Origin of the sequence: Streptomyces sp. NPDC012508 (assembly GCF_042902595.1) — a bacterium.
Classification (GTDB): Bacteria; Actinomycetota; Actinomycetes; order Streptomycetales; family Streptomycetaceae; genus Streptomyces.
The window spans coordinates 393,865-408,022 of record NZ_JBIBEO010000006.1 but is presented as its reverse complement, the minus strand read 5'-3'; the positions used below and the strand labels follow the sequence as shown (position 1 = coordinate 408,022).

At 72.2% G+C, this 14,158-nt stretch carries 14 protein-coding genes; 11 read left to right on the top strand and 3 right to left on the bottom strand.

The genetic code is table 11. The annotated features are described in order from the left end of the window. Positions 1 to 214: 214 nt before the first annotated feature. The 6 genes from ACFY8U_RS22540 to ACFY8U_RS22515 all read left to right on the top strand — a co-directional run bounded on the left by ACFY8U_RS22540 (position 215) and on the right by ACFY8U_RS22515 (position 5,238). Positions 215 to 982 carry a metallophosphoesterase gene (locus ACFY8U_RS22540; protein WP_361593249.1) on the top strand — a complete coding sequence of 256 codons (768 nt, stop codon included), beginning with the start codon at positions 215 to 217 and terminating at the stop codon, positions 980 to 982. A 90-nt stretch (positions 983 to 1,072) separates the two neighbouring features. After that, on the top strand, positions 1,073 to 1,516 hold the full coding sequence (locus tag ACFY8U_RS22535; RefSeq protein ID WP_389572826.1) for an SRPBCC family protein: 444 nt from the start codon (positions 1,073 to 1,075) through the stop codon (positions 1,514 to 1,516). 219 nt (positions 1,517 to 1,735) lie between these two features. Further along, positions 1,736 to 2,860, top strand: coding sequence for an ArsA-related P-loop ATPase (locus ACFY8U_RS22530; RefSeq protein ID WP_389572823.1), 1,125 nt, complete (start codon positions 1,736 to 1,738; stop codon positions 2,858 to 2,860). Between the two features lie 108 nt (positions 2,861 to 2,968). Beyond that, on the top strand, positions 2,969 to 3,412 hold the full coding sequence (locus ACFY8U_RS22525; RefSeq protein WP_389572820.1) for a DUF5304 domain-containing protein: 444 nt from the start codon (positions 2,969 to 2,971) through the stop codon (positions 3,410 to 3,412). Between the two features lie 66 nt (positions 3,413 to 3,478). Continuing rightward, the gene (locus tag ACFY8U_RS22520) at positions 3,479 to 4,420 is read left to right on the top strand and encodes an ROK family glucokinase (RefSeq protein WP_361762179.1); all 942 of its coding nucleotides are present in this window, start codon (positions 3,479 to 3,481) and stop codon (positions 4,418 to 4,420) included. 74 nt (positions 4,421 to 4,494) lie between these two features. Beyond that, positions 4,495 to 5,238 carry an endonuclease/exonuclease/phosphatase family protein gene (locus ACFY8U_RS22515; RefSeq protein WP_389572817.1) on the top strand — a complete coding sequence of 248 codons (744 nt, stop codon included), beginning with the start codon at positions 4,495 to 4,497 and terminating at the stop codon, positions 5,236 to 5,238. 167 nt (positions 5,239 to 5,405) lie between these two features. Here the strand turns inward: ACFY8U_RS22515 and ACFY8U_RS22510 are convergent, their stop codons facing one another. Both ACFY8U_RS22510 and ACFY8U_RS22505 read right to left on the bottom strand, forming a co-directional pair. Next, entirely contained in the window at positions 5,406 to 6,104 is a 699-nt protein-coding gene (locus ACFY8U_RS22510) for a hypothetical protein (RefSeq protein ID WP_389572816.1), read from the bottom strand. Then, positions 6,097 to 6,879, bottom strand: coding sequence for an alpha/beta hydrolase (locus tag ACFY8U_RS22505; protein ID WP_389572814.1), 783 nt, complete (start codon positions 6,877 to 6,879; stop codon positions 6,097 to 6,099). Before ACFY8U_RS22505 ends, ACFY8U_RS22510 begins: the two co-directional genes overlap by 8 nt. A 225-nt stretch (positions 6,880 to 7,104) precedes the next feature. Here ACFY8U_RS22505 and ACFY8U_RS22500 point away from each other — a divergent pair, with 225 nt between their 5' ends. The 5 genes from ACFY8U_RS22500 (at position 7,105) to ACFY8U_RS22480 (ending at position 12,187) form a co-directional block, all read left to right on the top strand. Further along, positions 7,105 to 7,836 (top strand): lysophospholipid acyltransferase family protein, encoded by a 732-nt coding sequence (locus tag ACFY8U_RS22500; protein ID WP_361433551.1) that lies wholly within the window; start codon positions 7,105 to 7,107, stop codon positions 7,834 to 7,836. Between the two features lie 40 nt (positions 7,837 to 7,876). Further along, entirely contained in the window at positions 7,877 to 9,103 is a 1,227-nt protein-coding gene (gene macS, locus ACFY8U_RS22495) for a MacS family sensor histidine kinase (protein WP_389572812.1), read from the top strand. After that, positions 9,100 to 9,774 (top strand): response regulator transcription factor, encoded by a 675-nt coding sequence (locus tag ACFY8U_RS22490; protein ID WP_361433130.1) that lies wholly within the window; start codon positions 9,100 to 9,102, stop codon positions 9,772 to 9,774. The genes macS and ACFY8U_RS22490 overlap by 4 nt, the downstream gene beginning before the upstream one ends. Before the next feature lie 220 nt (positions 9,775 to 9,994). Continuing rightward, positions 9,995 to 11,023: a 6-phosphofructokinase gene (locus tag ACFY8U_RS22485; RefSeq protein WP_361433128.1), complete on the top strand. Its 1,029-nt coding sequence runs from the start codon at positions 9,995 to 9,997 to the stop codon at positions 11,021 to 11,023. 165 nt (positions 11,024 to 11,188) lie between these two features. Further along, on the top strand, positions 11,189 to 12,187 hold the full coding sequence (locus tag ACFY8U_RS22480; RefSeq protein WP_389572809.1) for a 2-hydroxyacid dehydrogenase: 999 nt from the start codon (positions 11,189 to 11,191) through the stop codon (positions 12,185 to 12,187). 34 nt (positions 12,188 to 12,221) lie between these two features. On the opposite strand, the gene ACFY8U_RS22475 is transcribed toward ACFY8U_RS22480, so the two are convergent. Next, complete coding sequence (locus ACFY8U_RS22475; RefSeq protein ID WP_389572807.1) at positions 12,222 to 14,090, bottom strand: anthranilate synthase family protein; 1,869 nt, start codon at positions 14,088 to 14,090, stop codon at positions 12,222 to 12,224. Positions 14,091 to 14,158 lie beyond the last annotated feature (68 nt).

Sequence of the window (14,158 nt, the reverse complement as noted above, 5' to 3'; positions counted from 1 at the left end):
AATGCACCGGTGCGGTCCAAGATCGGGCAGGTGCTCAGTGGGGGTGAGCACAACTGGACTGCCCGGACGTTACCCATCAGTACTGGGTTCCCGATAGGGGGTCCTGGCCAGATGTTCCGTGCGTCACACAGCTGTGGCGGTGCTTCGCGCACAGTAGTCCACAGCTTTGAAGACTCGGAAGTAACCGCAGGTCCGACGCCCTACGCTGAACCGCATGAGGATCAACGTGGTCAGTGACGTACACGGGAACAGCGGGGCCCTCGCCAAGGCGGGGCAGGGCGCGGACGCCCTGGTCTGTCTCGGCGACCTGGTGCTCTTCCTCGACTACGCCGACCACAGCCGGGGCATCTTCCCCGACCTCTTCGGTGTCGAGAACGCCGACAGGATCGTCGAACTGCGCACCGCCCGCCGCTTCGACGAAGCCCGTGACCTGGGACGGCGCCTCTGGGCCGAGCTCCCCGTCGACCGCGACACCGCCATCGAGTCCGCCGTGCGCCGCCAGTACGAGGAGCTCTTCGCGGCCTTCCCGGACCCGACGTACGCGACGTACGGAAACGTCGACATCCCCGGGCTCTGGCGCGAGTACGCCCAGCCCGGCACGACGGTCCTCGACGGTGAGCGGGTCGAGCTCGACGGCCTGGTCTTCGGCTTCGTGGGCGGCGGGCTGCGGACGGCGATGCGGACGCCGTACGAGATCTCCGACGAGGAGTACGCGGCGAAGGTCGAGGCGCTCGGCGAGGTCGACGTGCTGTGCAGCCACATCCCGCCGGACGTACCGGAACTGACGTACGACACGGTGCCGCGGCGCTTCGAGCGCGGCAGCCGGGCGCTCCTCGACGCGATCCGGCGCACGCGGCCGCGGTACGCGCTCTTCGGCCACGTCCACCAGCCGCTGGCGCGGCGCATGCGGGTGGGAAGCACGGAATGCGTGAACGTCGGCCACTTCGCCTCGACGGGCAGGCCGTGGACGCTGGAGTGGTGACAGGCGTTCGGTGACGGCGCGATAGCCTTCGGTCCGGCACGTTCGTGCCCCTACGACTTCCGCCGGACCGCACAGTGGAGGACCCACACGATGGCCGAACACACCAGCTCGAGCATCACCATCGAGGCGGCACCGGCCGACGTCATGAGCGTCATCGCCGACTTCGCGCGCTACCCCGAGTGGACGGGCGAGGTGAAGGAGGCCGAGGTCCTGGAGAAGGACGCGGCCGGCCGCGCGGAGAAGGTCCGACTGCTGCTCGACGCGGGCGCGATCAAGGACGACCACACGCTGGCGTACACCTGGACCGGCGACAACGAGGTCGCGTGGACGCTGGTCAAGTCCCAGATGCTCCGCGCACTCGACGGCTCCTACCGGCTGGCGCCGGCGGGCGGCGGCGAGCGCACCGAGGTGACGTACCAGCTGACGGTGGACGTCAAGATCCCGATGCTGGGCATGATCAAGCGCAAGGCGGAGAAGGTCATCATCGACCGCGCTCTGGCGGGCCTGAAGAAGCGGGTCGAGTCGGGCGCGTAGGTCCGCGACCCCCGTTGTGGGCACCCGATCCGCCCCGGCGGATCGGGTGCCCACAACGGAACGGCGCCCTCGCCGGTCCCAGGCTCCCCGCTCCCACGGGTGCGGCGCCGTCGTGGGTTGCGCCCACCGGTCCCGCCCCGCGGGACGACTGCCCGCAACCGGGGGCGGGGGTGACCGCCCACAACCGGGGCCCGGTTCGTACCGGTAACGTTCCCGGCCATGGGGATCATGCTTGTCACCGGCGCCGGCGGCGCCGGGCGGACCACCGTCGCCACCGCCGCCGCCCTCGCCGGGGCGCACGCCGGCCGACGCGTCCTGCTCGTCTCCGCCGAGGCCGACGAGGGCCTCGGCGTGGACGTCCTCCGGCCGAGCCCCGCCGCCGACTTCCGGCGCGAGTTCCTCGCCCTGCAGGAACGCACCGCCACCGCCCTCGACCTCCTCGGCGCCACCCCCTTCGAGGACGCCGAGCTCACCGAGCTCCCCGGCAGCGCCCCCTTCGCCCTCCTCCGCGCCCTGCGTGACGCCGCGGCCCAGGACCGGGACCTCGTCGTCGTCGACCTGCCCCCGCTCCTGGACGCCCTCGCCCTCCTCGCCCTGCCCGAGCAGCTGCGCCGCTACCTCCGCCGCCTCCTGCCGCCCGAACGGCAGGCCGCCCGCGCCCTGCGCCCCATGCTGGCCCAGCTCGCCGGCGTCCCGATGCCCGCGCAGTGGCTCTACGAGACGACCGCCCGCTGGGAGGCCGAGCTCGCCGCGGTCCAGGCCGTCGTCGACGCCCCCACCACCACCGTCCGCCTGGTCGTCGAGCCGGGGCCCGCCGCCGCGGACACCCTGCGCACCGCCCGCCTCGGCCTCGCGCTCCACGGCCTCACGCTCGACACCGTCGTCGCCAACAAGCTGCTCCCCGCCGAGTCGCCCGACCCCTGGTTCGCCGCGCTGACCGCCCAGCAGCACGAGCACCTGGACCGGCTCCGTACCGGACACGACGGAGTCGTCCACGCGCTCCCGCACCTCGGCCGGGACCCCCGCGGCCCCGAGGACCTCGCCCTGCTCGCCGTCGACACCAAGCCCGCCCCGGCCCCCGAGTGGACCGTCGAGGACCGCCGCGCCGAGGACGGCCTCCTCGTCTGGCACATCCCCCTGCCCGGCGCCACCAAGGACGAGCTGTCCCTCGTCCGCCGCGGCGACGAACTCCTCCTCGCCGTCGGCCCGTTCCGCCGCAACATCCCGCTGCCGCCCGCCCTGCGCCGCTGCACGGTCGCCGGCGCCGGACTCGTCGACGGCGATCTCCGGGTCAGGTTCACCCCGGACACCGGCCTCTGGCCGAAGACGCCGAAGACGCCGTAGCCCCGGGCCGCCGAAGACGCCGTGGTCCCGGGCCGCCGAGAACGCCGTCGCCCCCGAGGACCGCCCGCGCCGTGTACCGTCGACGGTATAAGCCGTAAGGAGTACGCCATGAGCGATTCAGATGCCTGGGCCAAGGCGTGCGCCGAGGACCTGGAGGCCGAGAAGGCCCGCCGCCGTGCCGCGGCCGGCGTGGAGCCCGGGTCGGCCGCCGAGGAGTTCCGCAAACTCTTCGACGCCGTCGCCGAGAAGGTCTCCACACTGCGCAACCCGCTGATGGGCATGGCCGCCCAGGGCACGATGCAGCAGTTCGTCAACCAGGCGAAGGCCGCCGTCGAGCCGATCGTCGAGCGCAACCCCCAGGTCTTCGACCACCTTGCCGCGGCCGGCAACGAGCTGCTCGCCGCGTACCGCTCGGCGGTCGAGAACCACGAGACGCGCTGGACGCGCGACGAGCCGGACGACCCGCGCAAGCAGGCCCCGGCGGAGCGGCCCGAGGACGCGAAGAGGGACGACGAGGGGCCCGGAACCGGGCAGCACATCGACCTGGACTGATCAGGACGGTCGGCCCCCTCGGGTACGGTTGGCCTTAGCGGGGCTCGACCGAAAACTGAGGGACACATGGGACTCACCATCGGCGTCGACATCGGCGGCACGAAGATCGCGGCCGGCGTGGTCGACGAGGAGGGCAACATCCTCGACACGCACAAGGTGCCCACCCCGCCGACCCCCGAGGGCATCGTCGACGCGATCTGCGCCGCTGTCTCCGAGGCCGGCAAGGGCCACGAGATCGAGGCTGTGGGCATCGGTGCCGCGGGCTACGTCGACGACAAGCGCGCCACCGTCCTCTTCGCGCCGAACATCGACTGGCGGCACGAGCCGCTGAAGGACAAGGTCGAGCAGCGGGTCGGTCTGCCCGTCGTCGTGGAGAACGACGCGAACGCGGCGGCCTGGGGCGAGTACAAGTTCGGCGCGGGCAAGGGCCACGAGGACGTCATCTGCATCACCCTGGGCACCGGCCTCGGCGGCGGCATCATCATCGGCAACAAGCTGCGCCGCGGACGCTTCGGCGTGGCGGCGGAGTTCGGTCACATCAGGGTCGTCCCGGACGGACTGCTCTGCGGCTGCGGCAGCCAGGGCTGCTGGGAGCAGTACGCCTCCGGGCGTGCGCTCGTCCGGTACGCCAAGCAGCGCGCCAACGCCACCCCCGAGCGGGCCCAGGTCCTCCTCGGTCTCGGCGACGGCACCCCGGGGGGAATCGAGGGCAAGCACATCAGCGAGGCGGCCCGCGCCGGCGACCCGGTGGCCGTGGACTCCTTCCGTGAGCTGGCCCGCTGGGCCGGTGCCGGCCTCGCCGATCTCGCCTCGCTCTTCGACCCGTCCGCCTTCATCGTCGGCGGCGGAGTCTCCGACGAGGGCGAGCTGGTCCTCGACCCGATCCGGAAGTCCTTCCGGCGCTGGCTGATCGGCGGCCAGTGGCGACCGCACGCCCAGGTCCTCGCCGCGCAGCTCGGCGGCAAGGCCGGACTGGTCGGCGCGGCCGACCTGGCCCGCCAGGGCTAGCTTTCGCGCAGCACGACTCCACCCGCCCGCCGCGTCCCCCGGGGACCGGCGGGCGGGTGTCGTATGTTGCTGGGATGGCGATCACTCCGCTGCCCAACTCCCGCACCGAGACGGACGGTTCGGCCGTCGTCCGGGTCCTCGGCTACAACGTCCGTTCGATGCGGGACGACGAGGACGCGCTCGCCCGGGTCATCCGGGCGTGCGCACCCGATCTCGTCTTCGTCCAGGAGGCGCCGCGGTTCTTCCGCTGGCGCAAGCACGCGGCCCGGCTCGCCGCGAAGTGCGAACTCGTCGTACTCGGCGGTGGCGCGACGGCCGCCGGGCCGCTGCTGATGTGCTCGCTACGGGCGACGGTGGAACGCACCGAGGACGTGCTGCTGCCGCTCACCCCGGGTCTGCACCGGCGCGGTTTCGCCACCGCCGTCGTACGGTTCGGGGGCGCCCGGGTCGGCCTGATCAGCTGTCATCTGAGCCTGCGGAGCGAGGAACGGTACGCCCAGGCCGGGATGCTCCTCGACCGGGTGGCCGCTATGGACACCCCGCACGTGATCGTGGCGGGAGACCTCAACGAGCGGCCGGGCGGCCGGAGTTTCACCCGGCTCGCGAAGGAGCTCCAGGACGGCTGGGAGGTCAGCCCTTGGGGCGGCGAGTACACGTCGACGCCCGGCGACCCGCACCAGCGGATCGACGCGATCCTGGCCACGCCGGGGGTGGAGTTCCTGGGCTGCGGCGTCCCGCAGGACCTCGACCCGTCGGACCTGGAAGCGGCGACGGACCACTTGCCGGTCCTGGCGGCGGTGAGGATTCCGGCGTCCTGAGGGAAGCCGCGGACGGGGCGACCACGCTCGGCGGACGGAGTCCGGCGCAGCCGTCCCGAATCCCGTGAGGCGCCCAGGCGCCGAGCGGAGGGCGTCAGGAGCACAGCCCGGGATCCGTACCGACCGCGATCGCGGCGCCCCGCCCCGAGGCCGGGGCGCCGGCGCCGTCACACCACCGCGCCGCGGCCCGGGTCGTCGAACTCGTCGTCCTCGTCGTCGTGCCTCATCCGGGCGACCAGCGTCGCGAAGCCGCCCAGGAAGCCGCCCACGCACACCGTCGTCAGCCACCACGTCATGTCCCACTGGAGCAGCACGGCGAGGAGCATGAGGACCGGGCCGCCCACGACGCCCAGCCACGCGAACTTCGTCGTCGCGTCCGCCTCCGGCAGGGGAGGCGGCTCCGGCGGGACGAAGTGACCCTCGCCGTCGTCGTCGTCCTTCTTCGCCGTCTTCTTGCCGTCGGCCTCGGCGGTCTCGGCGTCCGGGTCCGCGAGCTCGTAGTCCCGGGGACCGCCGCCGCCCACGCCCACACCGACGCCGGGCGCGAAGACGATCGAGCTGCCCGGCGCGGGCTTGGCGGGGCCCCCGCGATCCTCGTCCTCGTCCGAGTCCTCTTCTTCCTCGTCCTCGTCCTCGTCGTCGGCGTCCGCGGTACCGCCCGCGCCGCCACCCGCGCCGCCGTCATCGTCACCGTCGTCCAGGCCGTCCACCGGCTCCGGGAGCGCCAGATCCTCCACCGACCGGAACGGCCTCGCCCCCGGCGGGTCCGCCGGCTCCTCGCCGTACCCCGCGACGATCGCGGCCCACGCCGCCTCCTCGTCGATGGGCTGCGGGTCGCCGCGCTCCCCGTCCTGCTGCTCAGCCACCGCTCGTGCTCCCCTTCTCCCCGACGACGTCCGGAGCGAGCCGGCCCACGAAGGCCAGGCTCTCCTCGAAAATCCGCTCCGCGTCATGGTCCAACGTCGCCACGTGGTAGCTCTGTTCCAGCAGGATCTCCTTCACGTCCGTCGAGGAGATCCGGCTCAGGATCCGCGCCGAGTCGGCGGGCGGCACCACATGGTCCTGCGGGCTGTGCAGAACCACCACCGGCTGCGTGACCTGCGGCAGCTCCGCGTCCACCGTGCGGAAGAGCCGGCGCAGGGAGTGCGCCGCGTGCAGCGGCACCCGGTCGTAGCCGATCTCCGCCATGCCCTCCTTGGCGATGTCGCTCGCGATGCCGTTGGTCGTACGGACGAAGTGGCGGACGACGGGCAGCGCGTGCGCCGCGAGCCCGTGCACCTTGTTGCCGGGGTTGACGAGGACGAGGCCCCGTACCGCGTCCCCGTGTTTGGCCGCGAGGCGCAGCGCCAGCGCCCCGCCCATGGAGAGGCCGAAGACGAAGACGTGCTCGCAGCGGGCGAGCAGCTCCCGCAGCTCCCGGTCCACCTCCGCGTACCAGTCGTGCCAGGTGGTGAGCTGCATGTCCTCCCAGCGCGTGCCGTGTCCGGGCAGCAGTGGCACCGACACCGTCAGTCCGCGCTCGGCCAGGTACTCGGCCCAGGGGCGCATCGACTGCGGGGAACCGGTGAATCCGTGACAGAGAAGGACGCCGACCTTGCCGCCCTCGTGGCGGTACGGCTCGGCTCCAGGAAGGACCGGCACCGGGGTCTCCTGTTCGGGGGTTTCGGCTTCGAGGAGGGCGAGGCTTCGACGAAGCGACGAGAAAAGGGGAAGGCCTTCACGGTACGCGACCGGACCGACACCGGACCAGGTCCGTTCGCACGAAGGTGCCCCGCCCACGGCCGGACCCGAGCGGGCAGGCGGGAAAAGGCGGGATAAGGTCAGTCCGACGGCACACGGAAGGTACTCGAGTTGATCTACGGCGCAATGAAGTTCTCCATCGGAGGGTCACTGAAGCTCGCCTTCAGGCCGTGGGTGGAGGGCCTCGAGAACATTCCCGCCGAGGGGCCGGCGATCCTCGCGAGCAACCACCTCTCCTTCTCGGACTCCTTCTTCCTGCCCGCCGTCCTCGACCGCAAGGTCACCTTCATCGCCAAGGCCGAGTACTTCACCTCACCCGGTGTGAAGGGCAAGCTCACCGCCGCCTTCTTCAAGGGCGTCGGCCAGCTCCCCGTGGACCGCTCCGGCGCCCGCGGCGCGGGCGAGGCGGCGATCAAGGCCGGTATCGAGGTCATCGAGAAGGGCGGGCTCTTCGGTATCTACCCCGAGGGCACCCGCTCGCCCGACGGCCGGCTCTACCGTGGCAAGCCCGGTGGCCTCGCGCGCGTGGCCCTGGCCACCGGCGCGCCGGTCATCCCGGTCGCCATGATCGACACCGAGAAGATCCAGCCGCCCGGCAAGGTCGTCCCCAAGCTGATGCGCCCGGGGATCCGGATCGGCAAGCCGCTCGACTTCAGCCGCTACCACGGCATGGAGGGCGACCGCTTCATCCTCCGCTCGGTGACCGACGAGGTCATGTACGAGATCATGAAGCTGTCCGGCCAGGAGTACGTCGACATCTACGCGACCGCCGCCAAGCGTCAGATCGCGGAGGCCGAGAAGGCCGCCAAGGAGGCCGTCAAGGCCGAGATCGCGGCACGGGAAGAGTCCGGCGCCTGACCCTCACGCAGAGGAGGGGGCGCCCCGGGGGGTGGGGGAGATGGCCAAGCGCGAGCGTGTCGTGCGGATGTCGGTCGAGCAGCCGTTGTGGCGCGCGCTCACCGCGTACCGCGTCGGCACGATGATCTACGCCGTTCTGATCTTCGTCTTCGCCCGGGACCGCTACGAGCGTCCCTGGGTGGCCGTCGCCTTCCTCGCCGTCATGTGCGTCTGGACGCTGGCCACCCTGCCCAAGGTGGCGAACGCGGCCAGCTGCACCAGGCGCTTCCTGATCGCCGACCTCGCCGTCGCCCTGACCGGCATCCTGCTCACTCCGCTCGCGGACCAGCACGCCCAGTCGGTCGACGGCCCCACCCTGCCGACGATATGGACCGCCGGCGCCGTCCTCGCGTACGCGATCAAGGGCGGGTGGCGCTGGGCCGGCTTCGCCTCCTCGCTGGTCGCCGTCGCCAACATCATCGAGCGCGCCCACCCCACCCGGGACACCCTCCACAACGTCCTCCTGGTGTGGGTGGCGTCCATCGCCATCGGATACGTCGTCGAGGTCGCCCGCGCCTCCGAACGCACCCTCGCCCGCGCCCTGGAGATCGAGGCCGCGACCCGGGAGCGGGAGCGCCTCGCCCGGGACATCCACGACAGCGTCCTCCAGGTCCTGGCGATGGTGCAGCGGCGCGGTACGGCCCTGGGCGGCGAGGCTGCCGAGCTGGGCCGGATGGCGGGCGAGCAGGAGGTCGCGCTGCGCACCCTGGTCGCCGGCGGGCTGACCCGGCCGTCGCTGGTCTCGGAGGACGAGTCCGAAGGGGCGGTGGTCCGCGTCGTCGAGGAGCCGGACGACGACACCCCGGTCGATCTGCGCGCCCTGCTCGCCCCGCGCGCCGGGGCGAAGGTCACGCTCTCGGACCCGGGCGCCCCGGTCCTGCTGCCGCAGGCCGCCGGCCAGGAGCTGGCCGCCGCCGTCGGAGCCGCCCTGGACAATGTCCGGGTGCACGCGGGCGAGGACGCGCGGGCGTGGATCCTGGTCGAGGACTGGCCGGACGAGGTGATCGTGACGGTACGGGACGACGGCCCGGGCATCCCGGAGGGGCGGCTCGCGCAGGCGGAGGGCGAGGGACGGATGGGCGTCGCGCTCTCCATCCGCGGCAGACTGCGCGACCTGGGCGGCACGGCCGAGCTGATCTCGGTGCCGGGCCAGGGCACGGAAGTGGAACTGAAGGTCCCGAGGGGCACACGCCCGACGGACGCACGGGGGAAGGCGGGAACGAGATGAGCGAGCAGCAGCAGATCAAGGTGATGGTCGTCGACGACCATCCGATGTGGCGGGACGCGGTCGCCCGCGACCTCGCCGAGGCCGGGTTCGACGTGGTGGCCACCGCGGGCGACGGCGAGCAGGCCGTGCGCCGGGCGGGGGCGGTGAGCCCGGACGTGCTCGTCCTGGACCTCAACCTGCCCGCCAAGCCGGGGGTCCAGGTCTGCAAGGAGCTGGTCGGCGCCACCCCCACCCTGCGGGTCCTGGTGCTCTCCGCGAGCGGCGAGCACGCCGACGTCCTGGAGGCGGTCAAGTCCGGTGCCACCGGCTATCTGCTGAAGTCGGCCAGCACGGCCGAGCTGATCGACGCGGTACGCCGTACGGCCGTCGGCGACCCCGTCTTCACACCCGGGCTCGCGGGCCTGGTCCTCGGCGAGTACCGCAGGCTCGCCTCCGAGCCCGCCCCGGTGGCCGGCGCGGACGAGCCCAAGGCGCCCGAACTGACCGAGCGCGAGACGGAGGTGCTGCGGCTCGTGGCCAAGGGCCTGAGCTACAAGCAGATCGCCGAGCGCCTGGTGATCTCGCACCGGACCGTGCAGAACCACGTCCAGAACACGCTCGGCAAACTCCAGCTGCACAACCGGGTGGAGCTCGTCCGGTACGCGATAGAGCGCGGCCTCGACGACGCCTGACCCTCCTGCCGCGGCCGTACCCGAGCCGTCGGCCGTGGAGCCCGTACGGCCGTGCCCGACCGCCCCGGGGCGGGGGCCGAACGGCCCCGCCCGAGCGTCCGGGCGGGAGCCCGTACCGCCGTACGGCGCAGGACAATTCACTCTCCGTGCCATGTCGAAGTGACCCACGTCACTACTAGCGTGGGTCGCGCATCCCGTCCGCACGGCGAAGGAGAGGTCCATGCGCGTCGGCGTACTGACCGGAGGCGGCGACTGCCCCGGTCTCAACGCGGTCATCCGCGCCATCGTCCGCAAGGGCGTCCAGGAGTACGACTACGAGTTCACCGGCTTCCGCGACGGCTGGCGCGGCCCCCTGGAAGGCGTCGCCGTACCCCTCGACATCCCGACCGTCCGCGGCATCCTGCCGCGCGGCGGCACGATCCTCGGTTCCTCCCGCACCAACCCGCTCACCGCCGAGAACGGCATCCGCCGGATCAAGGAGAACCTCGCCAAGTACGAGATCGACGCCCTGATCGCGATCGGCGGCGAGGACACCCTCGGCGCCGCCGCCCGGCTCGTCGACGAGTACGGCGTCCGCTGCGTCGGCGTCCCGAAGACCATCGACAACGACCTGTCCGCCACCGACTACACCTTCGGCTTCGACACGGCCGTCGGCATCGCCACCGAGGCCATCGACCGGCTGCACACCACCGCCGAGTCCCATATGCGGGTCCTGGTGGTCGAGGTGATGGGCCGTCACGCAGGCTGGATCGCGCTGCACTCCGGTCTCGCGGGCGGCGCCAACGTCATCCTCATCCCCGAGCAGCGCTTCGACCTCGACCAGGTCTGCGCCTGGGTCACCTCCCGCTTCAAGGCCACCTACGCCCCGATCGTGGTCGTCGCCGAGGGAGCGATGCCCAGGGACGGCGACATGGTCCTCAAGGACGGCACCCTCGACTCGTACGGACACGTCCGCCTCTCGGGCGTGGGCGAATGGCTCGCCAAGGAGATCGAGAAGCGGACGGGTCACGAGGCCAGGACCACCGTCCTCGGCCATGTGCAGCGCGGCGGCACGCCCAGCGCCTTCGACCGCTGGCTCGCCACCCGCTTCGGACTGCACGCCATCGACGCGGTCCGCGACGGAGCCTGGGGGCAGATGGTCGCGCTGCGCGGCACCGACATCGTCCGCGTCCCGATCGCCGAGGCGACGGCGCGGCTCAAGACGGTCGATCCGGCGCTGTACACGGAGGTGGGCGTCTTCTTCGGCTGAGCGGAGCGGCGCCGGTGAGGCCGGTCGGTGTTTTTTCCCAGCCGGTCGGCCGACCCGGAGTCAGCTGACCCGGCGTCGGCCGCCCCGGCCTGCGGCGCGGACCGCTCCCGGGGTCGTATATTCGCCGGTACCCGACAATTCCGGCGAACCCCCGGGAGGGGATCCGTGGAAATCCTGGCATTCGGTGTGCAGGCCGACGAGAAGCCGCTGATCGAGAAGGCCTTCGCGGGACTCCACGACGTCCGCTGCCTGGACGTGTTCCTCAACCAGGACACCGCCCCCATCGCGGCCGGCCACGAGATCGTCTCCACGAGCGTCAACGCCGACCTCGGCGGAGCGGTCCTGCGCACGCTCGCCGCCGGCGGCACGAAGCTCATCGTCCAGCGCTCCACCGGCTTCAACAACATCGACCTCGATGTCGCCGAGCGCCTCGGCCTCACCGTCGCCAGGGTCTCGTACTACTCCCCGTACTCCGTCGCCGAATTCGCCTGGACCCTTGCGATGGCCGTCAACCGGCGGATCGTCCGCGCCTCCAACCGGACCCGCGACTTCGACTTCCGGCTCGACGGGCTGATGGGCCGTGACCTGCGCGGCCGCACGGTCGGTGTGCTCGGCACCGGGAAGATCGGCGAGGCCTTCACCCGGATCGCCCACGGCTTCGGCATGAACCTCCTCGGCTGGGACGTCGCCGAGAACCCCGCCTGCCTCGAACTCGGCATGAAGTACGTCGAGAAGGAGCAGCTCCTCGCCGAGTCCGACCTGGTCAGTCTGCACGTACCGCTGCTCCCCGCGACCCGGCGTCTCCTCGACGCCACCGCGCTCAGGTCGATGAAGGACGACGCCATCCTCGTGAACTCCAGCCGCGGCGGGCTCATCGACACCGAGGCGCTGGTGGCCGAGCTCCGCGCCGGCCGGTTCACCGGCGTGGGACTCGACGTGTACGAGGCGGAGGCCGGGCTCTTCTTCCTCGACAAGTCGCTCGAGGTCGTCGAGGACGACACGCTGGCCCGCCTGGTGACCTTCCCGAACGTGGTGGTCACCTCGCACCAGGCGTACTACACGTTCGACGCCGTCGGCCAGATCGTCGACACGACCGTCCAGAACGTCCTCGACTACACCGCGGGGCGGCGCAGCGAGAACGTCCTGGTCCCGGCCGGCTCCTAGCGTCCGGGCCGTCTCCTAGCGTCCCGGCCGCCTCCTAGACCAGTACGCCGGCGAGCAGGGACGCCGTCAGCGCCGCTCCCTCCATCGTCAGGACCGACTCCGGGTGGAACTGGACGCCCGCGAAACCGGGCCCGCGCAGCGCGTGCACCTCGCCCGTCTCCTCGTCCCGGCTCACCTCGATCCGGTGCAGGGCCAGTTCGGTCGCCGACCGGTCGTCGCAGCGGGCCGTGAAGCTGTTGTAGAAGCCGACGGTCTGCTCCTGGCCGAAGAGGTCGATCCGCACCTGCGCCCCCTGGAACGGGGTGCGCTTGCGGACGATCTCCAGGCCCAGTTCGGCCGCGATCAGCTCATGACCGAGGCAGACGCCCAGCAGGCCGTGCCGGTGGTCCCGTACGAGATCGGCCGTGAGCCCGCGCAGGAGACGCATCTTCGGATCGGCGGCGTCCGACGGGTCCCCCGGCCCCGGGCCGAGCACCACCGGACCGTCATGGGCGAGCGCGAGCTCCCGCAGCCCCGGCTCGTCGTAGCGGACCACCGAGACCTCCAGGCCGGAGGAGCGCAGCAGGTGCGCGAGCATCGCCGTGAAGGTGTCCTCGGCGTCGATCACCAGCGCGTGGCCGCTCAGCTCGGCCGACCGGACCTGCATCCGCAGCCAGAACGGCGCCAGGTCGGCCCGCCGGGCGTCCAGCGCGGCCCGCACCCGCGGATCGTCCGCGAGCCGCGGGCCCAGCGGAGACGCGTCGCGCGGCCGCCCCTCCCGTACCCCCAGCGCGGCGAGCACGCCCGCCGCCTTGGCGTGCGTCTCGGCGACCTCACCCGCCGGGTCGGAGTGCCGCACGAGCGTCGCGCCGACCGGCACCCGCAGCCGCCCGTCGCCGGAGATGTCGGCGGTCCGGATGAGGATGGGGGAGTCCAGGGTCTGCGCCCCGCTCTCGTCGGTACCGAGCAGGGCGAGGGCGCCCGCGTAGTAGCCGCGCCCGCCGGCCTCGTGCCGCTCGATCACCCGGCAGGCGTTCTGCACGGGCGAGCCCGTGACCGTCGCCGCGAACATGGTCTCCCGCAGCACCTCCCGTACGTCGAGGGACGAACGGCCCCGCAACTCGTACTCGGTGTGCGCGAGATGTGCCATCTCCTTGAGCCGCGGCCCGATCACCACCCCGCCCATGTCGCCGACCGTGCACATCATCTTCAGCTCCTCGTCGACCACCATGGAGAGCTCCTCGGTCTCCTTGCGGTCGGCCAGGAACGTCAGCAGGTCCTCGGGGGTGGGCGCGGCCCCGGCCGGGTAGCGGTACGTCCCGCTGATCGGGTTCATGACGACCGTTCCCCCCGACATCCGGACGTGCACCTCCGGGCTCGCCCCGACGAGGGTCCGGTCGCCGGTGTGGACGACGAACGTCCAGTACGCGCCCCGCTCACCCGCCAGAAGACGGCGGAAGAGCGCGAGGGCGTCGGCGCGCCCGAAGCCGGGGATCTCGCCGGTGTAGGTCCGGCGGATGACGAAGTTGGCGCCCTCACCGGCGCCGATCTCCTCGTCGATCACCCGCCGCACGGTCTCGGCGTACGCCTCGTCCGACACGTCGAACCCGCCGCCCCGGACACGGACCGCGTGCGTCGGAAGCTGGGCGAGCGCGTCGGCGAGCGGCAGGTCGTACGCCTCCTCGGCGACGAGCACGCAGAGCGGGGTGCCGTCGTCGCGGACGTCGAAGCCCCGCTCGCGGATCTGCCGGAACGGCACGAGGGCGAGCGTCGGGAGCGCGCCGACGGGCAGCTCGGCGAGCCGCTCGGCCTCGTGGACCGAGCCGATCAGTACCTCGACGGTGTCATGGTCGCGGCCTGGCGTGCGCCTGCGGAGCAGGGCGAAGGGCGGGCAGGAGTCGTCGAGGAGACGGGAGAGGTCCATGGAGCGTGTTCCTTCCGGGAGTCGGAAGAGGAACGGCCTCGGGGTACGAGAAAGGCCGCCCCTCGGGG

Bases quoted from the DNA above. Each gene is read 5' to 3' on its own strand.
- ACFY8U_RS22540 (WP_361593249.1), top strand. From the start codon at position 215: ATGAGGATCAACGTGGTCAGTGACGTACACGGGAACAGCGGGGCCCTC.
- ACFY8U_RS22535 (WP_389572826.1), top strand. From the start codon at position 1,073: ATGGCCGAACACACCAGCTCGAGCATCACCATCGAGGCGGCACCGGCC.
- ACFY8U_RS22530 (WP_389572823.1), top strand. From the start codon at position 1,736: ATGGGGATCATGCTTGTCACCGGCGCCGGCGGCGCCGGGCGGACCACC.
- ACFY8U_RS22525 (WP_389572820.1), top strand. From the start codon at position 2,969: ATGAGCGATTCAGATGCCTGGGCCAAGGCGTGCGCCGAGGACCTGGAG.
- ACFY8U_RS22520 (WP_361762179.1), top strand. From the start codon at position 3,479: ATGGGACTCACCATCGGCGTCGACATCGGCGGCACGAAGATCGCGGCC.
- ACFY8U_RS22515 (WP_389572817.1), top strand. From the start codon at position 4,495: ATGGCGATCACTCCGCTGCCCAACTCCCGCACCGAGACGGACGGTTCG.
- ACFY8U_RS22500 (WP_361433551.1), top strand. From the start codon at position 7,105: ATGAAGTTCTCCATCGGAGGGTCACTGAAGCTCGCCTTCAGGCCGTGG.
- macS (WP_389572812.1), top strand. From the start codon at position 7,877: ATGGCCAAGCGCGAGCGTGTCGTGCGGATGTCGGTCGAGCAGCCGTTG.
- ACFY8U_RS22490 (WP_361433130.1), top strand. From the start codon at position 9,100: ATGAGCGAGCAGCAGCAGATCAAGGTGATGGTCGTCGACGACCATCCG.
- ACFY8U_RS22485 (WP_361433128.1), top strand. From the start codon at position 9,995: ATGCGCGTCGGCGTACTGACCGGAGGCGGCGACTGCCCCGGTCTCAAC.
- ACFY8U_RS22475 (WP_389572807.1), bottom strand. From the start codon at position 14,090: ATGGACCTCTCCCGTCTCCTCGACGACTCCTGCCCGCCCTTCGCCCTG.